The organism is Terrabacter sp. Ter38 (genome assembly GCF_024519435.1).
GTDB lineage: Bacteria > Actinomycetota > Actinomycetes > Actinomycetales > Dermatophilaceae > Terrabacter.
The window spans coordinates 217,984-242,352 of sequence record NZ_JALJRZ010000003.1 but is presented as its reverse complement, the minus strand read 5'-3'; the positions used below and the strand labels follow the sequence as shown (position 1 = coordinate 242,352).

Sequence of the window (24,369 nt, the reverse complement as noted above, 5' to 3'; positions counted from 1 at the left end):
GAGCAGCACCCGGGTGAGGCGCCGTGAACCGCGACGAGCTCCGGGCCGTGCAGGAGCCCCTCAAGGCCCGCTACCGCGAGGACCCGGCCTCGGCCCTGCACCCGGTGTCGGCGAGCGCCGTCTTCGGCGTGCCGGTCGCGGTCGAGGTGCGCACCGCCGCCGGGGCGGTCCGCGCCGGGCTGCACCCGGCGGCGGGTGGCGACGGATCCGACGCGTGCTCGGGCGACATGCTCATGGAGGCGCTCGTCGCGTGCGCCGGGGTGACGCTCCACGCCGTGTCGGTCGCGTTCGGCGTCGACCTGCGCGAGGTGGAGGTCCGGGCGGAGGCCACGTTCGACGCGCGCGGCACGCTCGGTGTCGACCGGACGGCACCGGTCGGCATCCTCGGCCCGAGGGTCGTCGCCGAGGTCACGACGGACGCCGACGACACCACCCTGCAACGGCTGGCCACGGCCACGGAGCGCTACTGCGTCGTCGGCCAGTCGCTCCGCGAGCCACCGTCGATCGAGGTGCGGCGCCGCGAGCCCCGTGACCGATAGGTTCAGGACGTGAGCCGCAGCGTCTATGTCGCCTCTCCCGAGGGCCTGACGGGCAAGTCCGCCGTGGCCCTCGGCCTGCTCGACGCCCTGCTGCGCGAAGTCGGCTCGGTCGGTGTCTACCGCCCCCTGACGACGCTCGGGGGCACCGGTCCCGACGAGGTCGACCACATCGTCGAGATGCTCGTCAGCCAGCCCGGCGTCGAGCAGACCTACGAGGAGGCACTCGGAGTCACCTACGCCCAGGCGCATGACGACCCCGACGAGGCGCTCCACGTCATCGTCGAGCGGTTCGGCGCGCTGAGCGCGCGCTTCGAGGTCGTCATCGTGCTCGGCTCCGACTACACCGACATCTCGACCGGCACCGAGCTGTCCTTCAACGCGCGGGTGGCCGCCAACCTCGGCTCGGCCGTCGTGCTCGTCGTCCACGGCCGCGACCGCACGCCCGACCAGATCCGCGTTGCCGCCGACAGTGCCATCACCGAGCTGCGTGCCAACCACGCCCAGACCGTCGCCGTCGTGGCCAACCGCGTCGACCCGGCCGACCTCGACGCGGTGCGGGCCGTGCTCGGCACGTTGCCCTTCCCGGTCACCGCCTCGATCCCCGAGAACCCACTCCTCTCCGCGCCGAGCTTCCGGGCTCTCGCCGACGCGATCGGCGCGCGGCTCGTCCTCGGCAGCGAGTCGTGGATGGACCGCGACAGCCTCGGGCTCGTCGTCGCGGCGATGAGCCTGCCCAACGTGCTCGCCCGGCTCGGCCCGGACGTCACCGTCATCGCGCCGAGCGACCGCACCGACCTCATCCCGGGTCTCCTGCTCGCCCACCAGTCCGGCACCTTCCCGACCCTGGCGGGCATCATCCTCACCGGCGGCTACCCGATCCCCGAGACGATCTCGCGCCTGTCGGCCGGTGTGCAGCACGACCTGCCGATCGCCCTCACCGACGACGGCACCTTCCGCACGGCCGAGCGGCTCATGCGGGTGCGCGGACCGATGACGAAGGGGTCGCGCAACAAGATCGAGACGGCACGCCGGCTCTTCTCCGAGAGCGTCGACCAGTCCGCCCTGCTGACCGCCATCGACGTCTCGGCCTCCGAGGTGCGCACACCGCTGATGTTCGAGTTCCAGCTCATGGAGCGGGCTCGCTCGGACCGCAAGCACATCGTGCTCCCCGAGAGCCAGGACGACCGCATCCTCGAGGCCGCCGACGTGCTGCTGCGACGTGGTGTCGCCGACCTCACGCTGCTCGGCGACGAGACGAAGGTCCGCGCCCGCGGGTCGGCGCTCGGGCTCGACCTCGACGCCGCGACCGTCGTCTCCCCCACCGACGCCGACCTCGTCGAGCGATTCGCGCAGGAGTATGCCGCCGCGCGGGCCCACAAGGGCATGACCCTCGAGCGCGCCCGGGAGGTCGTCACCGACATCTCGTTCTTCGGCACGATGATGGTCCACCTCGGCCTCGCCGACGGCATGGTGTCCGGCGCCGTCAACACGACCGCGCACACGATCCGTCCGGCGCTCGAGTTCGTCAAGACGGCCGACGGGGTCAAGACGGTCTCGAGCGTCTTCCTCATGTGCCTCGCGGACCGGGTGCTCGTCTACGGCGACTGCGCGGTGATCCCCGACCCGACGGCCGAGCAGCTCGCCGACATCGCGATCTCCTCGGCCCAGACCGCGCAGCAGTTCGGGATCGAGCCGCGGGTCGCGATGCTCTCCTACTCGACGGGCACGAGCGGGTCCGGCGCCGAGGTCGAGAAGGTCCGTGCCGCAACGGAGCTCATCGCCCAGCGGGCGCCGGACCTCGCGCTGGCCGGGCCGATCCAGTACGACGCCGCCATCGACCCCGTCGTGGGCCGGGCCAAGATGCCTGACTCCGACGTCGCCGGCCACGCCACGGTCTTCGTCTTCCCCGACCTCAACACCGGCAACAACACCTACAAGGCGGTGCAGCGCAGCGCTCACGCCGTCGCCGTCGGTCCGGTGCTCCAGGGTCTGCGCAAGCCGGTCAACGACCTCTCGCGCGGCGCGCTCGTCGACGACATCGTCAACACCGTCGCCATCACCGCCGTCCAGGCGCAGGGCGTCTCGACCGAGCAGCAGGGAGCAGGGCAGTGACGGAGCCCACCCGCGACCAGCCCGTTCTCGTCCTCAACGCCGGTTCGTCATCGCTGAAGTACCAGCTCGTCGTGCCGGAGTCGGGCGAGGTCCGCGCGGGTGGGATCGTCGAGCGCATCGGCGAGGCCGGCAGCGACGTCGCCGACCACTCGGCCGCACTCCAGGCCATGACGACCCGGCTGCACGCAGACGGTGTCGACCTCGACGAGGTGCCGCTGCGCGCCGTCGGTCACCGTGTCGTCCACGGCGGTCCTGACTTCTCAGAGCCGGTCATCATCGACGACGCCGTGCTCGAACGCATCAGGGCGCTGAGCGCCCTTGCGCCACTGCACAACCCGGCTGCCGTCATCGGCATCGAAGCCGCTCGGCAGCACTACGACGTGCCCCACGTCGCCGTCTTCGACACCGCCTTCTTCTCGACCCTGCCGGACGCGGCGTCGACGTATGCCGTGCCCCGCGACCTCGCCGCGAAGCACTCCATCCGCCGTTACGGCTTCCACGGCACCTCGCACCAGTTCGTCGCGCAGGCGACCGCCGACCTGCTGGGACGCCCTCTCGCCGAGCTGCGTCAGGTGATCCTCCACCTCGGCAACGGCTGCTCGGCCTCAGCCGTGCGGGGTGGTCGGGCCGTCGAGACGTCGATGGGCCTGACCCCGCTGCAGGGACTCGTCATGGGCACCCGCTCGGGCGACGTCGATCCCGGGTTGCACGCATACCTCGCCCGAGAGGCGGGGATGACGCTCGACGAGATCGACACCCTCCTCAACAAGAGGTCCGGGGTCCTCGGGCTGAGCGGCGTCAACGACTTCCGCGAGCTCGTGCAGCGCGTCGATGCCGGCGAGCAGGACGCGAGTCTCGCGTTCGACGTCTTCGTCCACCGGCTCAAGCACTACGTCGGCGCCTATCTCGCGATCCTCGGCGGGGCCGACGTGCTCGTCTTCACGGCGGGCATCGGGCAGCACAGCGCCCCGGTCCGGGCAGCGGTCGCCGACGGACTCGGCGAGCTGGGCATCACGGTCGACGCGCACCTCAACGCGTCGGGCTCGAGTCAGGCACGCGTCATCTCTCCTGACGGGTCACGCGTCGTCGTCGCGGTCGTGCCGACCAACGAGGAGCTCGCCATCGCCCGGCAGACGGCCGATCTCGTCGGCTGACGCCCGACCGCGCCACCTCCCACTCGTTCGAGGCGATGTCGCCACCCACGCGGGTGCCGCGATCACCTCGACGGGCGCTGGGCCTCGAGGTACTCGCGAAGGGACGTGGGGCGGCGACCCGTCAGCCGCTCGACGTCGCCGCTCACGCCGTCGAGCTCACCCGCGGCGACGGCGGTGTACGTCGACACCCAGGCGTCCACCTGCCAGTCCGGTGCCCCGTAGACCGCGCGGGACGCATACGCCTCCTCGACCGTCTCGTCGTGGAAGCGCACCTCGCGGCCCGTGACCTCGGTGATGACCTGCGCCATCTCGGTGAACGTCAGCGCCTCGGGCCCGGTCAGGTCGTAGGTCGCTCCCTCGTGCGCTGCCGGGTCGAGCAGGACGGTGACCGCGACGCGTGCGATGTCGTCGTGCGAGACGACGGCGGCCCGGCCGTCGCCCGCGGGGCCCCGGACGACGCCGTCCTCGCCGACCATGTGGTCCATGAACTCGAGGTAGAGGTTGTCGCGCAGGAAGGTCCACGCCATGCCCGAGTCACGCAGGTGCTGCTCCGTGGCCGCGTGGTCACGAGCCAAGGTGAACGTCGCGTCCGGTGCGGCTCCGAAGAACGACACGTAGACGACGTGCCCGACCCCGGCAGCCGCGGCGGCGTCGACGAAGGCTCGGTGCTCGGCGAGCCGGTCCTCGTTCTCGGCGGCCGAGACCATGAAGAGGGTCTCGACACCCTCGAGAGCCGCTCGGGCGGCGTCGGCGTCGCGGTAGCTGCACGGGGCCGCAACGGAGCCCGGCAGCTCGGGCGCCCGTGACGCGTCGCGCACCAGCAGCCTCTGGGTGACGCCTCGGTCGGCGAGGTCGCGCGCAACGAGACCACCGAGCCACCCGGTCGAGCCGGTGACGGCGAGGACGGGACGGTCGGCACGGGCGTCGGATTCCATACCCCCGAGCGTACGCAGCCGTGGCGCCGCGCCGGCAGGTTGCGCTCAGGTCGTCGCTGTGAGGACGCGAGGACCGAGCCGCTGCGCTCACCCTCGTGACGGCCAGCGAGCAGGGGCGATCCCCCGGAACCCCAGCGAGGCAGCATACGGTGTGGTCGTGACCGACAACCATGCCGACCCCTCTGGTGCGCCCCTCGACGTGAGTGCGCCCGTCCCCACCCACGACGGCAGCGACACCCTGCGGGCCGATCCCCCCTTGGCCCCGGAACTGCCCGGCATCGAGGCTGCGGCCGTCCCGCCCGGCATCCGGGTCGCGAGTGATTGGGCGTGGCGCCTGCTGCTCATCGGCGCGGCCATCTACCTGCTCTCGCTGGCGGTGCGCTCGGTCTCCGAGATCGTCGTGCCCGTCGCGATCGCCATCCTCCTGACGGCACTGCTGCGACCCGTCGCGACGTGGCTGCACCGCCGGATGAAGCCGGGCGCCGCCGCCGGCATCACCCTGCTCGGCACGATCCTGATCATCGGGGCGCTCTTCACCCTCGTCGGCACGCAGTTCAGCAGCGGCTTCTCCGACCTGACGAACCAGGTCGCCACCGGCCTCGAGCGCATCCGGGACTGGGTGCGGACGTCGTTCAACATCACCGACGCGCAGTTCGACCAGTACTTCAACACGATCCGCGACAAGGTGAGCCAATCGGGCAACCTCGGCGACACCGCGACCTCGGTCGGCCTCACGGCGACGCACTTCATCGCCGGCCTGTTCATCGCGCTCTTCTCGCTCTTCTTCTTCCTCTACGAGGGACCGCGCATCTGGACCTGGGTCGTGCGGCTCTTCCCGCGCGCCACCCGCCCGCGGGTCAACTCCTCGGGCGTCATCGCCTGGCACCAGCTGTCGGCGTTCGTCCGCGCGACGATGATCGTGGCCTTCGTCGACGCGGTCGGCATCTCGGTCGGCGCCGCGATCCTCAAGGTCCCCTTCGCCTTCGCGATCGGCATCCTCGTCTTCATCCTGGCGTTCATCCCCATCGTCGGCGCCCTGCTCTCGGGGGCCGTCGCCGTCCTGCTCGCGCTCGTCGCGCACGGTCCGGGCGTCGCGCTCATCATGCTCGCGGTCGTCATCGGCGTTCAGCAGCTCGAGTCGCACGTGCTCCAGCCGTTCCTGCTCGGCAAGGCCGTCAGCGTCCACCCGCTCGCGGTCATCCTCGCGATCGCGACCGGCTCGATCATCGCCGGCATCGTCGGAGCCCTCGTCGCCGTTCCCTTCGCTGCGGTGCTCAACGCCGTGGGCAAGCACCTCTTCAGCGACGAGACCGAGGGCGAGCTCGACCGGGAGATGGCGGCGTCGGCCGACGAGGGCGGAGCCCCGGCCAACGCCTGACCGAGGTCGAATGCCGTCCGGCTGGGTCCCCGCTCATGAGCAGGGACCCAGCCGGACGCGTACCCAGCCCCGGCCGCCCGTGGCGCGCCGCGGCCCCCGAACCGACGGCGCGAGACCCGAGCCGCCAGCCATTCGCGCGCCGCGGCCCCCGAACCGTCGGCTCAGGGCAACCGTGAGCGGGGCGGGCCTACTGGGAGACGGCGCGGCGGGCGAAGAGGGCCCGGTCGTCGAGCTCTTCGGCCTCTTCGGCGAACTCAGGCGTGTCGAAGACGTCGGCCGGGATGCCGGACTCGGTGTAGCGCGGCTCGGCCTTGGCCTTGAGCGAGTAGGTCGGGCGCGGCACCGGGACCGGGCTCCAGCTGCCCTCGGCGGGCTGCTCGACGGCGGCCACGGCGACGGGCACCTCACCGGTGATCGGGGCCTGGACGTCGAAGACGCCGGGCTCGACGTGCTGGGCCTCGACGGCCTGCGACGCCTGCGAGACCGCCACGACCTCCGACGGCGCCGCCGCGGCGGCGCTGCGGATGACCTGGGTGTCGTCACTCGAGAGGAGCGGCACGTGGTGCGCAGCATCGTGCGCGTCGTAGGACCTGGCGCGGCGGCGACCCCGCCGACCACGCTGACCGCGGCTCTCCCCCGCATCCGAGCTGGCGCGCAGGCGGTCGGCCTGGGCCTCGGCCCGCAGCCACACGAGGACGGCGGCGACGGTGAGCACGGCGAACGGGATGGAGATCCACATGAGCACGTCGGTGACCGTCAGCACGACGGACACCGGCAGCCATGCGACCGCGACGAGGAGCAGCGCCGCGCGAAGGCGGCGCTGTGCCAGCGGAACCCGAGGGGGGGCCGTGGGTCGAGCCGGCCTCCGGTCCGCGTGGCTCGTCGATCGCGCTGACTCGGGCATGCGGTCCACCTCGGCGGAGTAGGGGGCGATGTCGTGGTCGGTCTGGCTCTGGTCTGACGAGGGGCCCGACGCGACGAGCGAGCTCGCGAGCACGCGCTCGTCGGAGCGACGGGCGACGAGCGGAGAGTGCCGGCGCGACGTGCCCGCGGGGACGGCCCGCTTCACATCGACGGTGGGACGGCCGGTGCTCGCGGGCTTGACGGCATACGAGTGCGGGCGCGGGGTGCTCAGCGCCGCGGTCGGCAGGGCCGGTCGCTTCTCGAGGACGCGCATGGCCTCGGAGAAGCCGTCGACCGACCGGGTCGCGGCGGCGTCCTCGCGGCGGCGGGCCCAGTGCTGCACGAGATAGGCAGCCCAGATCGCCACGATGACGACGAAGATGAGGCTGCTGACGGGCACGTGACCCACGGTAGGACGCGGTTCGGTAACGGCCCCGCACATTCGAGGCGTGTCGCGCAAGAGGCTGGTGTTACACCTGTGACAGGCGAGCCGTGAGAGTCGAGCCGCCCAGGTCCTCGATCGTGACGGCGAAGGAGCGGTGGTCGCGCCACGCGCCGTCGATGTGGAGGAAACGCTCGCGCACTCCCTCGTCACGCAGGCCGAGCCGCTCGACCACGCGCAGCGAGGGAACGTTGTCGAGTCGGATGTTGACCTCGACGCGGTGCAGCCCACCCGCGCCGAGAGCGTGGTCGACCGCCAGCGCCAGGGCGCGGGTCGCGATGCCCTGCCCCGTGACGGACTCGTCGAGCCAGTAGCCGGCAGCACCCGACTGCTGCGCGGCGCGGACGATCCCGAAGAGGTGGACCTGACCCACGATGCGACCGCCGACCTCGATGCACCACGGCATGGCGCGATCGGCGCGCGCCTCGGTGTCGAGGTCGCGCACGAACTGCCGGAACGGGACCGGAGCCCGCGCCGGCGAACCCGGCGGGAGGGTGGGCTCCCACGGCTGGACGTATGCCGCGTTGTCGCGCCGCACGCGCTGCCAGTCGCGCTCGTCGTCCAGACGCAGGGGCCGCAGCACGATCGTGGGCTCGGACGAGGCATCACGCAGGACGACCGGCCAGCGGGCCTGACCGTCCCGGTGGGGGCGCCACGGCATCCTCATCCGACCGACCCCATGGTCATCGGTCGACGCCGGATCACCACGTGGCGCAAGCGGGTCCGGGTCCTCACGTCAGTGGTCACTGCCGGGGATCTGGTCGAGGGCGTGGCCCACGACCGGCTCGAGCACGTCGAGGGCGTCGGTCACGCCGCCGCGCGACCCCGGGAGGTTGGCGACGAAGGTGCGCCCGGCGACGCCGACGAGACCCCGCGAGAGCATGGCCGTCGGCACCCCCTTGCCGACGCCGGCCGCGCGGATCGCCTCGGCGACGCCGGGGACGAGCCGGTCGAGCAGCGGCGCGGTCTGCTCGGGTGCCACGTCGGTCGGGGTGAGGCCGGTCCCCCCGGTCGTGATGACGAGCTCCGGCTCGCTCGCGAGGACCTCGCGCAGCGCCAGGCCGAACTCGTCCCCGTCGGGCACGACGACGGGCTCGCCCACCTCGAAGCCCCAGGCGCGGAGCCGCTCGACGATGACCGGGCCGGACCGGTCGGCGTAGACGCCGGCGGCGGCCCGGGTCGAGGACGTGACGACGACGGCCCGGCGCCCCACGCCCGGACCCTCACTCACGCCAGTCCCCCGACCGGCCACCGGACTTCGCCGTGACGCGGACGTCGGTGATCCGGCCGTGCTTGTCGACGGCCTTGATCATGTCGATGAGAGCGAGCGCGGCGACCGACACCGCGGTCAGCGCCTCCATCTCGATGCCCGTGCGGTCGGCGGTGCGCACCGTCGCCGTGATGTCGGCGCCGTCGTCGGCCACCGTCACGTCGACCTCGACACCGTGCACGGCGATCGGGTGCGCGAGCGGGATGAGCTCGGGCGTGCGCTTGACGGCCTGGATGCCGGCGATGCGGGCGACCGCCAGGGCGTCGCCCTTGGGGACCCTCCCCGAGCGCAACGCCGCGACGGCGTCGGCGCTGAGCAGGACGCGCCCCGCCGCGCTGGCCTGGCGGGCGGTCACGGCCTTGGCCGAGACGTCGACCATGTGGGCGCTGCCGTCGGCGCGCACGTGGGTCAGGCCGGGCGCCTCGCGAGCTCCGGGCTCCTCGGTGACGTCGCTCATCAGGCCTCCTTGTCGAGGACGAGGACGTCGACGACCTCGCCGGCGACGAGCTCGGTCACGTCCTCGGGAACGACGAAGAGCGCGTTGGCCCGGGAGAGGTCGGCGACGAAGTGCGAGCCCTGGCCCGCGACGGGGACGGCGACGAGGGTGCCCTCGGCCGACCGTGACACGACGGCACGACCGAACTGGCGCCGCCCGCCGAAGGACTCGACGCCGGAGATGAGCGTGGCCGGCCGCAGTCGTCGCTTCTCGGGAGTCAGGCGCATCAGCCGGCGCAGCGCCGGTCGCACGAAGACCTCGAACGACACGAACGACGACACCGGGTTGCCGGGCAGGGCGAAGAGCGGCACCTGCCTGCCACCCGGTCCGGTCAGCAGCCCGTAGCCCTGCGGCTTGCCGGGCTGCATCGCCACCTTGACGAAGTCGATGCCCTCACCACGCAGAGCGCTCTTGACGACGTCGTAGGCCCCCATCGAGACACCGCCGCTCGTGATGACGACATCGGCCTCGGCGACGACCTCGTCGAGCACGGCGAGCAGCTCCTCGTCGGAGTCGCCGACCGCCGCCCGGATCTCGGCCGAGGCTCCGGCGCCGACGGCGGCTGCCCAGAGCATGGAGGAGTTGGAGTCGTGGATCTGACCGGGCTGCAAGGGCTTTCCGGGCTCGACGAGCTCGGCACCCGTCGACAGCACGACGACGTGCGGCCGGCGGTGGACCTCGACCTGGGCATGACCGCACGCGGCGAGCAGCGCAATGGTGCGGGCGCCGACGACCTCGCCCGCGGAGACGATGATCTCGCCCGACGACACGTCCTCGCCCTGCCGACGGATGAAGCGACCCGGGGTGACCGCCACGCGACACTCCACGTCGCCCGTCGCGGCCGCGTCGGTGTCCTCGACGGCGATGACGGCGTCGGCACCCTCGGGCATCGGGGCGCCGGTCATGATCCTGGCCGCCTCTCCGACGCCCACGGAGAAGGTCGGGTTGGCACCCGCGGCGACCTCGCCGACGATGCGCAACCGCACCGGGGAGCCTCCGGCAGACGCGAGCGACTCGGAGCGGACGGCATACCCGTCCATCGACGAGTTGTCGAAGTGCGGCAGGTTGACCTTGGCACGGACGTCGCGGGCCACGACGAGGCCGAGGGCCTCGGTGAGCGGAGTCCACTCGGTCGGCGACGGCTCGAGCGTCGAGAGGATGGCCTTGAGGTGCTCGTCGACCGTGCGCACGTCACCCGGTGTCGTGACGGGCGCCGGCGTCGGCGTCGGCAGCTCGCCGAGCACGGCGTCGTCGAGGACGCGGCGGTAACCGTCGATGAGCACCTCGCCGACGCAGCGGACGTTGCGGCCGAAGACGGGGTCACCGATGACGCGCAGGCTCGTGCAGTCGCGCATCGAGGGCACTCCCTTGGGGAAGCGCTGCTCGAAGCCCGACACGAAGCGGTAGGCCGAGTCGAGGTCGACGTAGGGCTCGGGCGCGTCGACGGTCGCGACGACGTGGTAGCCCTTGTCGAGGGTGAAGAAGTCGGACCGGATGACGAGCAGGTCGTTCGTCGTCTTGACCGGACGGAAGCGGGTGCGCGGCACGAGGATCGCCTCGGACCCCTCGAACACCTCGATCGCCGTGCCCATCGCCGACTCCATCTGGATGACCTCCGGCGAGCTCGGGTCGGCGGGGTCGACGTTCTTGTGGTTGACGATGATCGGCAGGCCGAGGACGCCCTGCTTGGCGGTCATCCGCTCGCGCAGGACCTCGAGGTTGATCCACACGTTGTTGGCGTTGAAGGTGCTGTGCCGCTTGATGTCGCGGAAGTAGCGTTCCTCCCCCTCGGCCACCATCGCCGTGTCGCGCAGCACGATCCGGCCGTCGGACTTGCGCACCGCGAGGTGGCCGCCCTTGCGGTCGCTCTTGGTGCGCTTGCACACCTCGGCGACGTAGGGCAGGCCGTGCTCGACCATCCACGCCGCGACATCGGGGTCGCACGTCGCGCCGAGGTTGTCGGAGTTGGAGAGGAACGCGTAGCGGATCCCCTTCTCCAGCAGGGAGTCGAGCACACCGGACGTGACGAGCGAGACGTAGATGTCGCCGTGGCCCGGCGGGCACCACTCGAGCTCGGGGTCGTCGGGCCAGTGCACCGGCATGAGGTCGTCGGGGCGCAGCTTGGGCTCGGCGTTCTGGATGAAGTCGAGCGGCAGCCCCTCGACCGGCAGGTCGGGGTACTTCGCGAGGATCTTGAGCGACTCCTCCGAGGTGCGGAAGGAGTTCATGAGCACGAGCGGGAGCTCGACGCCCCAGCGCTCACGCAGGGCCAGCACCTGCAGGGCGATGATGTCGAGGAAGGTCAGGCCGTCCTTGACCTCGAGCGCGGACTTGGCGCCCGTCATGCCCATCCCGGTGCCGAGGCCGCCGTTGAGCTTGATGATGGCGGTGCGGGACAGCGCCTCGCGTGCCTCCTCGTCGGACACCTGGACCCCGCGGAGGGTCTGCACCTCGCCGAGGGGCTCGATCGACTCCTCGGGGATCGTGCCGAGGGCCCCGGCCTGCAGCTGCTCGTAGTAGTGCTCGAACACCCTGATCGCCTCAGGACCGAGGCCCCGGTCGCGCATCAGTGCGACGGACGCGTGGAGCCCCTGGTCACTCATGGGCATCACCTTACGATGGGCCGCATGTGCGTCACCCGAGTGCGCGAAATGTGCTCACCGTGAGCGGCCTGGGCAAGCGTGACCTGCGTCACGCCGCGCGGGCCAGGCGGCGCCAGATCGCCTCGCGCCTCACCCCGGCCGAGCGTGACGCCGCCGCGGCGGCGATCGCCGGGGCCGTGCTCCGGTTCGTGCCCGACCCGTCCCGGGTGGCGGTCTACGAGTCCCTCCCGGACGAGCCGCCGACGGGCCGCCTCGTCGAGGCGCTCCTCGCGGCCGGGCACGAGGTCATCGTGCCCGTCGTGCAGGACGACTTCTCGCTCGAGTGGAGGTATGCCGTCCCGGGCACCTCGGGCGACGACGCGACCGTGCGCCGCCCCGGCCACGGCGGCCACGCACCGGACAACGAGGAGCGACACGGCTGGCTCGGCACCGACGCCCTCGCCACGTGCGACCTCGTCGTCACGCCCGGGCTCTCCGTCGACGGACACGGGACGCGCCTCGGCCAGGGCGGCGGCTGCTACGACCGGGCCCTGCTCCACCGGGACCCGGCCACCCCCGTCGTGACGCTGCTCCACGAGGGCGAGCAGAGCGAGACGGACCTGCCGGCCGACGCCCACGACCTCCCGGTCGACGGCTACGTCACGACGACCGGACGCGTCGTGCGGCTGCGCTGACGCGCACCTCGTCGAGCCGACCGCCGGCCCCGACCACCCGGCATACGCCATCGGTGGCGGACGACGCCGGTGACTCCCTCAGGCCCGGCCCGCCCCGGGACCCGGGCGGGCTACGGGTTCGACGTCGGCGACGGCGGCACGAGCGTCAGCTCGTCGTCGGTCGCCTCGCGCACCGCGGTCGGGCTGAACGGCCACACGAAGGTCTCGTTGGCCGCCCACGCGTCGATCTGGTCGGAGTAGTGGTCGTCGTAGGCGTGCCCCGACTGGCCGGTCGAGTTGACCCAGCGCGACGCGTCGAGGTTGCCGAGGTCGACGACCATGCGCATCGACGGGCCGCTCGTGACGTCGTAGCCGGGCTTCGAGGCGTTCCACGCGTTGGCGTTGACGATGGAGTTGCCGCCGCCGAGCTCGATGTCGTCGCGGTTGAAGAGGTTCTGGATGAACTCGGGAACGCCGTCGGCGCCCATGACCTGGTGCGTCAGGTCGAGCGAGTGCAGGCGACCCCAACGCCACGTCGCGGGCACCTTGCCGAGCTCGCGGGCGAGGTCGAGACGCGCCTCGACGAGCGCGCGCTTGAGGATCTCGCCGGAGCCCTCGGTGACGCCGGGCGTCGTCTTGTCGTCCCACCAGTCGTTCTTCGGGTCCTTGAGCAGCTGCTCAATGACGACCATCCACCGGCTGCCGCCGTCAGGCGCGATGTCGGGCGGGAGCTCGTCGAAGGTGAACTCCAGCAGGTGCTTCCACACGGCGTTGTAGTACGCCGCCGAGGCCGCATCACGCGTCTTGTCGTTGGGCTGGTTGCCGTCCCAGTCACGCAGGAGGCGCTGGGCCTGCGCCGTGAAGTCGTCGACCTGCACGGCGAGGAGGCGCTCGACGAGGCCCGGCGCGTACGTGTTGAGGGTGTCGCCCTGGATCTGCGACATCGTCTCGGGCGAGACCTTCGGCGTCGCGGCGAGCAGGGTGCGGATCCGCTGCGCCCGGAACCCGTAGTCCCACTCCGAGGTCAGGAACGGCGTCGGGCTCGCGGTGACGGCCTGGTTGGCCGTGACGATGAAGCCCTCGGCGGGGTCGAAGGTGTGGGGCAGGTCGTCGAAGGGCACGTAGCCCTTCCAGTCCCATTGCGAGTCCCAGCCGGGCGACGGCCAGAAGCCGGGGGGCGAGCCGGGCGTCGCCGACCGTCGCACGGGGATCTTGCCCGGAGACTGGTAGCCGATGTGGCCGGCCGTGTCGGCGTAGACGAGGTTCTGCGACGGCACGGAGAAGAGGGCCGCGGCCTTGCGGAAGTCCGACCAGTTGGTGGCCCGGTTGAGGGCGAAGATCGCGTCGGCCGTCGTGCCCGGCGTCAGCGCCGTCCACGCGAGCGACACGGCATACCGGTTGGACTGGGGAGCGCCGCGCACGACGCTGCGGTCACCCGCCGTGTCGATCGCCGGGACGATGTCGGACATGATCGGCCCGTGCACCGTCGAGCGCACGGTCAGCGGCACGTCGGCGCCACCGGCGACCTTGATGACCTCCTGGCGCGTCTCGAGCGGCTTGGTCAGCCCGTCACGGAGGTAGCCGTCTCCCGAGACCTGCTCGAGGTAGAAGTCGGTGACGTCGGGGCCGAGGTTCGTCATGCCCCACGCGACCTTGTCGTTGTGGCCGATGACGACGCCCGGCAGCCCCGAGAAGGTGAAGCCCGAGACCTGGAAGGGGCACGCCGCGCTCAGGGTGCGGCACTGGAGGTTGACCTGGCCCCAGATGCCGGGGATCGACAGCGCGAGGTGCGGGTCGTTGGCGAGCAGGGGCTTGCCCGTCGTCGTGCGCGAGCCCGAGACGACCCACGAGTTCGAGCCGATGCCGTCGCCCCGGCCGAGGCTCGACGGCACCGCGTTGACCGACGCGAGCGCCGAGTCGATGGCGGCGTTGCCGTCCTCGGAGCGCATGGCCGTCAGGGCCGCGGGGGCCGGGCTCGCCGCCTGGTCGCTCGCGGACGCGGGCTGCCAGTCCTGCTCCGAGAGGATCGGCTGGTTGCGGTCGACGGGGTAGGGAGGGTAGAGCAGGTTGATCTGCTTGAGGGAGCGCGTCGTGCGCGACAGGCGGGCGCGGGCGAGCTCGTCGTCGTAGTTGCCGCGCAGGTCCCACGCCATCGCCTTGAGCCACGAGAGCGAGTCGACGGGTGTCCACGGCTCGACGCGGTAACCGGGGCTGCGGCGGGCGAGCACGGTGTACTCGAGCGACATCTTCTCGGGCGCCTCGGCCTTCTTGATGTACGCGTTGACGCCGTCGGCGTACGCCTGGAGGTACTGCCGCGTCTCGGGTGCGAGCTTCGGCAGCTCCTGCTCCGCGATGCGGCGCCAGCCCATCGTGCGGATGACCTTGTCCTTGTCGATGCCGGCGCTGCCGACGAGCTCGGAGAGCCGACCGGCCGTGACGTGGCGGCGCAGGTCCATCTCGAAGAAGCGGTCCTGGGCGCTGACGAAGCCCTGCGCCCGGAAGAGGTCGCTCGCGTTGTCGGCGTAGATGGTGGGGACGCCCTGGGCGTCGCGGTGCACCGACACCGAGCTCGTCAGGCCCTCGATCTCGAGCTGTCCCGAGGTCTCCGGGAACGACTGCCGCACCACCCCGATCGCCAGGATCCCGACACCGACCACCGCCATGACGACGAGGACGGTGACGAGAAGGACGATCCGACGGGCGCGCTTCAACCGTGACACGCGACGAGCCTAGGCCACCGCGGACGGTGCAGCTCGCAGCCCGTCGGGCGCTGCGCGACATCGTTGCCGAACCGACGACCGACGCTGCCGACCCGACCGCGACGCCCCGCGGACCGCCCCACGGGCGCCGGCACCGGGATGGTTGGATTGCCCCACACCGGAGGAGCTGCCGTTGACCGCACTCGCGAGCATCACGTCGTCGACCATGGACCTCGACGACCTGACGCGCGTGCTCCTCATCGGGTCGCTCGTGCTGCTCGTGGCCGTCGCGGCCGTGCGCCTGTCGGTCCGCTCGGGACTGCCGTCGCTGCTCATCTACCTCGGGATCGGCCTGGCCCTCGGCAACGCCGGCGCCGGCATCCAGTTCGACGACGCATCCATCACGCGCGTGCTCGGCTACGCCGCCCTCGTGCTCATCCTGGCCGAGGGTGGCCTGACGACGTCGTGGTCCAACATCAAGGACTCGGTGGCCCCCGCCGCGGTGCTCTCGACGGTCGGGGTCGTCGTGTCGGTGCTCGTCGTCGCGGTGGCCGCGCACGCCTTCCTCCCGCTGTCGTGGACGATCTCGCTCCTCATGGGCGCGATCGTCTCCTCGACGGATGCCGCCGCCGTCTTCGCCGTGCTGCGCAACGTGCCGATCCCCAAGCGCCTGTCCGGGATGCTCGAGGCGGAGTCGGGCTTCAACGACGCGCCGGTCGTCATCCTCGTCGTCGCCTTCGCCGCCCAGGGGGTGCCTGGCGGCACGGCCGACCCCTGGTGGGTGCTCGTGCTGCACGCCGCGGTCGAGCTCGCCGGGGGCGCCCTCGTCGGGGGTGCCGTGGGCTGGGTCGGTGGGCAGCTGCTGCACCGCGTCGCCGGCGCGTCGTCCGCCCTCTTCTCGATCGGAGTCGTCGCGCTCACCGTCCTGGCGTATGCGATCGGCGCCGCGATCCACGTCTCCGGTTTCCTGGCGACCTACCTCGCGGCCCTCGTGCTCGGCAACATGGGACTGCCCAACCGGGTGGCGTTCCAGAGCTTCGCCAACGCGCTCGGCTGGATCGCCCAGATCGGCCTCTTCGTGCTGCTCGGCCTGCTCGCCGACCCGAGGCGCCTCGACGAGCAGATCGTCCCGGCCGTCGTCATCGGCCTCGTGCTGCTGCTCGTCGCCCGGCCGCTCTCGGTCTTCGCGTCGGTCTCGTGGTTCAAGGTGCCCTGGCGCGACCAGGTCTTCCTGTCGTGGGCCGGACTGCGCGGCGCCGTACCGGTCGTGCTCGCCACGGTGCCGCTCGTCGTGGGCACGCCGGACACGGAGTGGATCTTCGATCTCGTCTTCATGCTCGTCGTCATCTTCACGATCGTGCAGGCCCCGCCCCTGCCGTGGGTGGCGCGGCGGCTCGGTCTCACCGAGCACGTCCACTCGGTCGACGTCGACCTCGAGTCGACCACCCTGATGGAGATCGGCGCGGACGTCATCCAGGTGACGGTGGGTGCCGAGTCGAGGCTGCACGGGGTGGCCGTCTTCGAGCTGAGGCTGCCCAAGGGCGCCAACGTCACCCTCGTCGTGCGCGCCGGCGAGGGCTTCGTGCCCGAGCATCACACGACGATCCGTCACGGCGACCGGCTGCTCGTCGTCACGACCTCCAAGGTCAAGCAGCGCACCGAGCGACGCATCCGCGAGATCAGCCGTGGCGGGCGTCTCGCCGGCTGGCCGTAGACTGACCCTCGGTCATCTTCCGCCCCCGACGTCCGAGGTTCACCTGTGCCCACCTACTCCTATGCGTGCCAAGAGTGCGGCCACGCCTTCGACATCCGCCAGTCGTTCACCGACGACTCCCTGACGGTGTGCCCGGAGTGCGGCGAGCCCCGCCTGCGCAAGGTGATCCACCCGGTCGGCATCGCGTTCAAGGGCTCGGGCTTCTACAAGACCGACTCGCGCGCCGCGTCCAAGAGCGCGTCGACGCCGGCGGCCTCCGACGGCGCGGGCTCGGGCGACACGAAGAAGAACGACGGCGGTTCGTCCACCTCGACCTCCTCGTCGACCTCGTCCTCCGACTCGTCGGGCGGCTCGTCGGGCGGCTCGTCAGGCAGCTCGAGCACCTCGACGCCGTCGAAGACCGCGTCGACGTCGTCCGGGTCGTCGTCCACAGCCACCTGAGCTCGGGGGACGTTGTCCCCACCCGAGGGCATATGCCGCTCGACCGGCCGGGTGCCCGCCTTAGGCTCCTCGCATGACGACCGAGCAGACGACCCAGTCCGACCCCGCCGTCCCCGGCGCCCTGTCCGACCCCGCCGTCCCCGGAGCGCCCGCTCCGGGTCTGCGCGCCGAGATCGGCGTCATCGGCGGATCGGGCCTCTACGAGTTCCTCGACGACTACGAGACCGTCGACGTCGAGACCCCGTTCGGACGACCGAGCGACCCGCTCGTCATCGGTGAGGTCGAGGGCCGCGGCGTCGCCTTCGTCGCGCGGCACGGCAAGGGCCACCGCTTCGCGCCGCACGGGGTCAACTACCGCGCGAACCTCTGGGCGCTGCGGGCCGTCGGCGTCCGCCAGATCCTCTCCCCCTGCGCGGTCGGCTCGCTCAAGCCCGAGCACGGGCCCGGCACCATCGTCGTGCCCGACCAGGTCGTCGACCGCACGTGGGGGCGGCCCCACACCATCTACGAGACGGAGGGCCCGGTCGTCCACGTCGGGTTCGCCGATCCCTACTGCCCCAACGGCCGTCAGGTCGCCGTCGCCGCAACCCGGCTCTCGCAGCTCGAGGTCGTCACGGAGGGCACCCTCGTCGTCGTCAACGGGCCACGGTTCTCCTCCCGCGCCGAGTCGCTCATGCACCAGCAGGCCGGCTTCGGCATCGTGGGCATGACGACGATGCCCGAGGCGGCCCTGGCCCGCGAGCTCGCCATGTGCTTCACGACGATCGCCATGGTCACCGACCACGACGCCGGCGTGGAGGGCGGCGACGCCGTCACGCACGACGAGGTCCTGCGCGTCTTCGCGACCAACGTCGAGCACCTCACCTCGATCCTGCGCGATGCCATCGGCCAGATGCCGGCGCACGAGCCCGACGAGACGGCCACCTGCCCCTGCCGACGCAGCCTCGACGGTCTCGAGCTGCCCTTCCCGCTCCCCTGACCATGAGCGGCAGCCGATCGGGGTCCCGGTGGCGCCGCGAGACCGGCCGGGCGGGCTGGCCTGACGGTCCGCGGCGGCGTCGGGCCCGACGCGCGCGCTGGCGGCGATGGGCGGCGGCGAGCCTGGCCGCCCTGGCCGTGCTCGTCACGGTCGCGGCCCTGCGCCCGGCGCCGGCAGGAGGCGCGGGAGCGCCGACGGTCGTCATGGCCCGTGACGTCGCGGCCGGACAGACGATCGGCGCCGACGACGTCACCGTCGCGGCCCGACCCGGGGGCCAGCGACCCGTGGCAGCCCTGTCGACGGCACAGACGGCGGTCGGTCGCGTGGCCGCGGCTCCCCTGTCCGTGCACGAGGTCGTGACGCCGGAGCGCCTCGTGGGCGGCGACCTGCTCGCCGGCCAGCCCGGCGATCACGTGGCCCTCAGCGTCCCCGTCCTCGATGCGGCGTCGGTCGGGGTGCGGCCGGGCGACCACATCGACCTCTACGCCACCGGCTCCGGCAGCCGGGCCGCGACCGACGTCGTCGTCCTCGCCGTCCGCGCGGCCGAGGAGTCGACCGGCCTCGGCTCCGGCGCGCCGGCGCGAGTGACCCTGGCCCTTGACCCGACGCAGGCCGCCGAGGTGGCCCGCGGCCTCAGCGCTCTCGAGGCCGGCCAGGGTCTGGTGGTCGCCGTCCGGCACGGGCCGGGACCTGCACAGTAGGCTCGGGGTGCCCGGGGCGCGCCTCACGCGTCACTCTCGTCGCAGCGTCGCACACGGGTCGCAGGCTCAACACGGACAGGCAGGCCCCACCGGGGCGAGTCGCAACCAGCCCCCGCGGCATCGAGATCACCCAGTCCAGGGCACAGAAAGGGACGCGCATGATCAAGGGTTTCAAGGACTTCCTGATGCGAGGCAACGTCGTCGACCTCGCGGTCGCCGTCGTCATCGGCACGGCGTTCGCCAAGGTGGTCGACTCGTTCGTCACCGTCATCATGGACCTCATCGGCAAGATCGGCGGCAAGCCGAACTTCTCGCAGTTCAACCCGGGCGGCGTCCACTTCGGCGCCTTCCTGACCCAGCTCGTCGGCTTCGTCATCGTGGCTGCCGCGGTCTACTTCATCGTCGTCGTCCCGATGAACCACCTCGCCGAGCGGCGCAAGGCCGGGATCGAGCCCGAGCCCGAGGCCCCGTCGGAGGAGGTCATCCTGCTCACCGAGATCCGCGACAGCCTCCGCGCCCGCTGAGTCGGACCACACGAACGCACGTCGATGGGGCGGGAGCCGATGGCTCCCGCCCCTTCGTCAGTCCCAGCCATCCCGTGTCACGACGGGGACACTCGACGGACGCCCGGTCAGACGGGCTCAGCGGTGTCGGCGAGGGCGGTGGGACCGGTGGCGGTGGTGCCGTAGGCCTCAGGGCGCTCGTAGTCGCCGAGGATCTCGGCGAGGGCGAGCGGGCGGGCGGCCTCGGCGTGCCGGCCGGCGCGCTGGAGCGTGCGACCGAGCAGCAGGTGCGCGTAGGAGTCCGTCGGCGACTGCTCGATGACCTCGTTGAGGGTCGCCTCTGCCCGACCGAGCTGCGCCGACTGGAAGTAGGCGCGGGCCAGCATGAGCCTGAGGTCGGTGACGGAGTGGAGCACACCCTCGTCCGCGGCCTCGGCCGTGCGCGACGACTCGACCTCGTCGACGAGATCGGCCAGGGCGGTCGCGGCGGCCACGTGGTCACCTCGCTCGAAGAGACCCTGAGCCCAGGAGAGGCGCAGCGAGAACGGTGTCGTCGTGTTCATGTGGCCCACAACGCCACACGAGCCCACGGCATTCCGGCAGGTAGCACCGCCGTGGTCCGCGTCAGGTCACTCGTAGTGCGGGGGCCGCTGCTCCTCGAGCCAGCGGTCACCCAGACCTGAGCCCGAGGGGCGCTCGCCCCAGCCGAGGTCGAGCTCGTCACTGCTGCGGCCGAGCGCCGCACCCGGCTCGCTCGCATCGGCGTCGACGTCGGGCGTGCTGTCCGCCGCTCCGGTGCCCTTGCGGAACACCCTGCGCCGCTTGCGCTTGGGGCGCGGAGCAGACTCCGTCGTCGATGGACCGGCTCCGTCGGAGGCCGCCCGGCCCGTCGCCGGGCGGCCCTCTCCGGAGGGCGCACTGGCACCCTCCGACGGCCCGTCGCCGTCTGACGCGCTCGTCGGACCAGCGCCGTCGTCTGGCGTCGGTGCCGCCCCGTCGGTCCGCTCGGCCTCGCGGGGCGGCGACGACGTGCGGGCGAGCGTCACGATGCGGGCGATCTCCCGCGCGGGATCGCGGAACACGTCGGTGCTCCACACCCGCTCGTGCAGCCAGCCGAGGCGGGCGAGCTGCTCGGGGCGCAGGCGGTCACGGTCGCGCGTGCTGCGCAGGGCGGCATACCTGCTCCCGTCGGTCTCGACGGCGATGAGGGCCCGGCCCCGGTGGTAGGGATCCTCGACGGCGATGTCGATGCGGTGGGTGGCCGTGCCGTAGTCCTCGTGGACGGTGAGGCCCTGGCGGCGCAGGCGCTCGGCGAGGTCGTGCCGCAGCGGGTCGACGGTTGTCGGGGCGGAGGCGAAGAGGGTGTCGTCGGCGCCGACGACACCGCGCCTCTCGGCGTACGCGAGGAAGTCGCGGAGCATGATCGCGCCGCGGGCCTTGAGCCGCTCGGGGTCGAGGTCGATCGCCCGCAGCGCCGACACGACGGTCATCCGGGCGCGGGCTCGGGTGATGGCCACGTTGAGACGTCGCTCGCCGCCCTCGATGTTGAGCGGACCGAAGCGGTGCAGGACCCGTCCGTGCGGCGTCTTGCCGTAGCCGATCGACAGGATGATGGCGTCGCGCTCGTCGCCCTGGACGCGCTCGAGGTTCTTGACGAAGAAGCGCTTGTCGCGGGAGTCGTCGAAGTAGGGGGCGACGTCCGGCGCGGTGCGCAGCGCCTCGGTGATCGCCTCCTCGAGGCGGTCGGCGTGCTTGATGCCGAGGGCGATGACGCCGAGCGACTCGCTGGGACGGGTGCGGGCGTGCTCCAGGACGAGCTCGACGACGCGGGCCACCTCGCCGTCGGTCGTCTCGATGGTGTCGACGCCCGGCTGGACGACAGCCTGACCGTCGACCGGCTCGAAGGTGACCGCCGACTCGAGCGACGTGCCGGGGAAGGTCGTGAGGCGGCCGTCGTACATCGCGTCGTTGGCGAAGGCGATGAGGCGCTCGTCGCGGCTGCGGTAGTGCCACGTGAGGTTGCGGGTCGGCAGAGCTGCAGCGAGCACGTCGAGCACCGACTCGAAGCCCTCGGTCAGGGTCTCGTCGGCAGGAGCCGCGGCATCGGACTCGTCGTCGGAGACGACGGTGAAGAAGTTCGTCGGCGGGAGCTGGCGCTCGTCCCCCGCGACGACGACCTGTCGGGCGCGGGAGATGGCCGAGATCGCCTGGGCGGGCTGCACCTGCGAGGCCTCGTCGAAGATGACGACGTCGAACCAGCGCCCCGGAGGCAGCGTGGATGCGACGACGAGCGGGCTCATCGCCCAGCACGGCTTGATCGCCGTCAGCGTGGACGACGCCTGCGGCATGAGGTCGCGCAGCGGCTTGTGGCGGCGAGCCTTACCGGCCTCGGCACGCACGAGGGCCTCGTGGGCCGGGTGGTCGGCGAGGACCTCACGGATGTTGCGGGCGACCGCGGCGCGCACCCGGTCGACGGTCGCCGACTGGTGGGCGCGGTCGGCCTCGGCGAACTCCGCGACGTCGCGGCGCAGTCCCGCGCCGTCGTGGGCGCCGTACGCCGGGTCGCGGACGGTGATCTCCTGCGCGACGGAGGCCCACCACACGTGCTCGACCTCGGCCGTGACCTGGTCGGTGGGGATCCCGCGGGCCGCGAGGTCGTCGACGACCGGGCCGAGCCCGGTCGAGCGCAGCTCGTCGAGGGCCGAGGTGACCTGGGGCAGCACCGCGATCCGGTCGGGCCGGCTCGCGAGCCGGGCCAGCCGGTCCCGCAGGTCGCGCAGCGGCAGGGACGTCAGCGTGCGCCCGTCGGGCCCGACCTGGAGGCGGTCGTCGAGCCACTCGAGGTCGGTGGTGAGCTCGGCCAGCAGCGACAGCCCCTCGTCGAGGCGCGGCGAGATCTCCGGACGACCGCCTCCGCCGACGAGCTCGAACCAGTGCTCACGCTGCTCGCTGGCCGACACGAGCTCCTCGTGGAGGTTGGCCGGCGGTCGACCGGGGCGCAGGAGGCGCTTGGTCTGCTGCCGGATCTTCCAGCGGTCCACCCAGCCCATGTCGACGTCGCGGGCCTCACGCCAGTCGCGCGTGGCGGTGGCGGCGATGTGCTCCTTGAGCGGGATGTCGAAGACCTCGGGCCGGAAGACCTCGAGGGTCTCACGGACGCTCGACATCGTGGCGAAGGCCGACTTCCAGTCCTCCAGCGAGTTCGCCTCGGGCACGTGGGATTCCGACAGTATGCGGTTGAGCTGGCGGGCGGCGTCGTCGAGCCCGCTCGTGCTGTGTCGGGTCGTGACGTCGAGGGCGCGGGCCGCGTCGTCGGCGGTGAGGATGCGGGCGCCGAACCACGGGTCGTCGCCGTCCCGCGTCCACGCCCCGAGCCCGGCGGCGTCGCGCAGCCGCCGGCCGAGCTCGACGGCCCTCGCACGGCTCAGTCGGGCGAGGTCGCGGCTGCCGAGACGGACGTGACACGTCGGCGCAGGCGTGCGCGTGCCGAGCTCGACGAGTGCCTGCTGGGCCTCGTGCGCGGACACACCCCACGGGTCGCGCACGGCGTGGAGCGCCTCGACGTGCTTCTGCAGGCGCGCCCGGCGGTCGCGCAGCGTCGCGGTCGTGCGGTCGCTCTCGAGGGTGTCGTTCTCGACCGCGGCGTCCAGGCTCTTGGCGAACTGCTGGGCGGTCGCGCGCTTGTTCGTCGGCCCGTCGTAGGCGTCGAGCACGAGGTCGCCGAGCCCGAGACGGTCGAGACGGCTGAGGACGGCGTCGATGGCGGCGCGCTTCTCGGCGACGAAGAGGGTCGACTTGCCCTCGGCTGCGAGCGAGGCGATGAGGTTGACGATCGTCTGCGACTTGCCGGTGCCGGGAGGTCCCTTGACGACGAGGTGGGCGCCCGCGCGTACGGCGTCGATGGCTGCGTGCTGGGAGGAGTCCGCGTCGAGGACGAGGTACTCGTGCTCCGGGTCGGGGTCAGGGTCGCTCTCGGGCAGGCGCAGCCGCACCGCCGCGAGCGCCGACTCGTCGCCCGCGAGCGCGGCGACGACATCGTGGTCGGCGAGGGTGTCGCCCTGGAGGGCGAGGTCGGCGACCATCGGCAGCTTGGCGTAGGAGAAGGTGCCCAGCACGAGCCGGGGGGTGATCTCGAACTCGGCCACGCGCTCGCACGCGTGGCCGAGGGCGGCATACACCGGGTAGGGGTCGAAGCCGTTGCCGGCCGTGGCGAGGTCCGCGAGCGCGTCCGCGTCGATCTCGATGCCCTGCTCGGAGCGGAGGTACTCGCGCAGGACGGGGTTGAGCTCGGCCTCGGGGCCGAGGTCGATCTCGAAGTCCTCCTGGGCGGCGCCCGTCGGACGCAGCACGCACGAGCGCAGCAGCACCGGCGAGGCCGGCGGGCGTGCGGCGCGCGGCACGGACCACGTCGCCATGCCGATTGCGATGAAGCCGGCCGCGATGCCGCGCTCCTCGTGCAGCTCGAGGGCCTTGGACCGGATGGCGCGCGCGCGGCGACGGGCCTCCTCGAAGGCCGCGGGCTCGCGCACGAGGTCGGACAGTCGCGTGCGACGGCCGGCGAGCAGCATCGAGACCCCGCCGGGGTGCGCGGTCGTCAGGTCGAGGGTGCCGGAGGGGAGGTCGCGGTACCAGAGGAGCGTGTTGCGCCCGCCGAGGTCGACGAGCGTGCGCTGCCAGGTCCTGACGGCCGCCCCGACGCGGTCGGCGCGCGGATCGCCCGAGGGCGACTCGGCCTTGGGGGCAGGGTCGGTCCTGAGGGCGTCGGTCATTCCAGCAGGCTAACGAACGAACCTCCGCGTACCCGCCACCGACAGACCACCGGGCAGAGGAATCCGTGCTGAGACGGC

Annotated in this window: 19 protein-coding genes; 10 read left to right on the top strand and 9 right to left on the bottom strand. The window is 72.3% G+C overall.

The features are described from left to right. Window positions 1-23: 23 nt before the first annotated feature. Genes NR112_RS08485 through NR112_RS08475 form a run of 3 tightly spaced genes read left to right on the top strand, consistent with a single transcriptional unit; the run spans window position 24 to window position 3,805 of the window. A complete protein-coding gene (locus NR112_RS08485; protein WP_256793561.1) occupies window positions 24-539 on the top strand; it encodes an OsmC family protein in 516 nt (171 codons plus the stop codon). A 9-nt stretch (window positions 540-548) separates the two neighbouring features. Then, on the top strand, window positions 549-2,651 hold the full coding sequence (gene pta, locus NR112_RS08480) for a phosphate acetyltransferase (protein ID WP_256793559.1): 2,103 nt from the start codon (window positions 549-551) through the stop codon (window positions 2,649-2,651). Further along, window positions 2,648-3,805 carry an acetate kinase gene (locus tag NR112_RS08475; RefSeq protein ID WP_256793558.1) on the top strand — a complete coding sequence of 386 codons (1,158 nt, stop codon included), beginning with the start codon at window positions 2,648-2,650 and terminating at the stop codon, window positions 3,803-3,805. Before pta ends, NR112_RS08475 begins: the two co-directional genes overlap by 4 nt. A 62-nt stretch (window positions 3,806-3,867) precedes the next feature. Here NR112_RS08475 and NR112_RS08470 read toward each other — a convergent pair whose 3' ends face one another. After that, the gene (locus NR112_RS08470; RefSeq protein WP_256793557.1) at window positions 3,868-4,740 is read right to left on the bottom strand and encodes an SDR family oxidoreductase; all 873 of its coding nucleotides are present in this window, start codon (window positions 4,738-4,740) and stop codon (window positions 3,868-3,870) included. A gap of 157 nt (window positions 4,741-4,897) precedes the next feature. Between NR112_RS08470 and NR112_RS08465 the strand changes: the two genes are divergently transcribed. Continuing rightward, entirely contained in the window at window positions 4,898-6,118 is a 1,221-nt protein-coding gene (locus NR112_RS08465) for an AI-2E family transporter (RefSeq protein WP_256793556.1), read from the top strand. A 187-nt stretch (window positions 6,119-6,305) separates the two neighbouring features. Here the strand turns inward: NR112_RS08465 and NR112_RS08460 are convergent, their stop codons facing one another. The 5 genes from NR112_RS08460 to glp all read right to left on the bottom strand — a co-directional run bounded on the left by NR112_RS08460 (window position 6,306) and on the right by glp (window position 11,832). Beyond that, window positions 6,306-7,421 carry a hypothetical protein gene (locus NR112_RS08460; RefSeq protein ID WP_256793555.1) on the bottom strand — a complete coding sequence of 372 codons (1,116 nt, stop codon included), beginning with the start codon at window positions 7,419-7,421 and terminating at the stop codon, window positions 6,306-6,308. 70 nt (window positions 7,422-7,491) lie between these two features. After that, window positions 7,492-8,124: a GNAT family N-acetyltransferase gene (locus NR112_RS08455; protein WP_256793554.1), complete on the bottom strand. Its 633-nt coding sequence runs from the start codon at window positions 8,122-8,124 to the stop codon at window positions 7,492-7,494. Between the two features lie 75 nt (window positions 8,125-8,199). Continuing rightward, window positions 8,200-8,694 (bottom strand): molybdenum cofactor synthesis domain-containing protein, encoded by a 495-nt coding sequence (locus NR112_RS08450; RefSeq protein WP_256793553.1) that lies wholly within the window; start codon window positions 8,692-8,694, stop codon window positions 8,200-8,202. Beyond that, window positions 8,687-9,190 carry a cyclic pyranopterin monophosphate synthase MoaC gene (gene moaC, locus NR112_RS08445; protein ID WP_256793552.1) on the bottom strand — a complete coding sequence of 168 codons (504 nt, stop codon included), beginning with the start codon at window positions 9,188-9,190 and terminating at the stop codon, window positions 8,687-8,689. Before moaC ends, NR112_RS08450 begins: the two co-directional genes overlap by 8 nt. Further along, window positions 9,190-11,832, bottom strand: coding sequence for a gephyrin-like molybdotransferase Glp (glp, locus tag NR112_RS08440; RefSeq protein ID WP_256793551.1), 2,643 nt, complete (start codon window positions 11,830-11,832; stop codon window positions 9,190-9,192). Before glp ends, moaC begins: the two co-directional genes overlap by 1 nt. Before the next feature lie 59 nt (window positions 11,833-11,891). On the opposite strand from glp, the gene NR112_RS08435 reads away from it, so the two are divergent. Then, on the top strand, window positions 11,892-12,506 hold the full coding sequence (locus NR112_RS08435; RefSeq protein ID WP_256793550.1) for a 5-formyltetrahydrofolate cyclo-ligase: 615 nt from the start codon (window positions 11,892-11,894) through the stop codon (window positions 12,504-12,506). 110 nt (window positions 12,507-12,616) lie between these two features. Here the strand turns inward: NR112_RS08435 and NR112_RS08430 are convergent, their stop codons facing one another. Beyond that, entirely contained in the window at window positions 12,617-15,148 is a 2,532-nt protein-coding gene (locus NR112_RS08430) for a penicillin acylase family protein (protein WP_256793881.1), read from the bottom strand. 229 nt (window positions 15,149-15,377) lie between these two features. Between NR112_RS08430 and NR112_RS08425 the strand changes: the two genes are divergently transcribed. The 5 genes from NR112_RS08425 (at window position 15,378) to mscL (ending at window position 19,543) form a co-directional block, all read left to right on the top strand. Continuing rightward, entirely contained in the window at window positions 15,378-16,898 is a 1,521-nt protein-coding gene (locus NR112_RS08425) for a potassium/proton antiporter (RefSeq protein WP_256793549.1), read from the top strand. Between the two features lie 45 nt (window positions 16,899-16,943). Further along, entirely contained in the window at window positions 16,944-17,339 is a 396-nt protein-coding gene (locus NR112_RS08420; RefSeq protein WP_256793548.1) for an FmdB family zinc ribbon protein, read from the top strand. A gap of 73 nt (window positions 17,340-17,412) precedes the next feature. After that, the gene (locus NR112_RS08415) at window positions 17,413-18,318 is read left to right on the top strand and encodes an S-methyl-5'-thioadenosine phosphorylase (RefSeq protein WP_256793547.1); all 906 of its coding nucleotides are present in this window, start codon (window positions 17,413-17,415) and stop codon (window positions 18,316-18,318) included. A 2-nt stretch (window positions 18,319-18,320) separates the two neighbouring features. Then, window positions 18,321-19,019 (top strand): SAF domain-containing protein, encoded by a 699-nt coding sequence (locus NR112_RS08410; RefSeq protein ID WP_256793546.1) that lies wholly within the window; start codon window positions 18,321-18,323, stop codon window positions 19,017-19,019. Window positions 19,020-19,177: 158 nt separating this feature from the next. Then, window positions 19,178-19,543, top strand: coding sequence for a large conductance mechanosensitive channel protein MscL (gene mscL, locus NR112_RS08405; RefSeq protein WP_256793545.1), 366 nt, complete (start codon window positions 19,178-19,180; stop codon window positions 19,541-19,543). Between the two features lie 107 nt (window positions 19,544-19,650). On the opposite strand, the gene NR112_RS08400 is transcribed toward mscL, so the two are convergent. Both NR112_RS08400 and NR112_RS08395 read right to left on the bottom strand, forming a co-directional pair. Further along, window positions 19,651-20,085: a tol-pal system YbgF family protein gene (locus NR112_RS08400; RefSeq protein WP_256793544.1), complete on the bottom strand. Its 435-nt coding sequence runs from the start codon at window positions 20,083-20,085 to the stop codon at window positions 19,651-19,653. A 66-nt stretch (window positions 20,086-20,151) separates the two neighbouring features. Further along, window positions 20,152-24,291 carry an AAA domain-containing protein gene (locus NR112_RS08395; RefSeq protein ID WP_256793543.1) on the bottom strand — a complete coding sequence of 1,380 codons (4,140 nt, stop codon included), beginning with the start codon at window positions 24,289-24,291 and terminating at the stop codon, window positions 20,152-20,154. Between the last annotated feature and the right edge of the window lie 78 nt (window positions 24,292-24,369).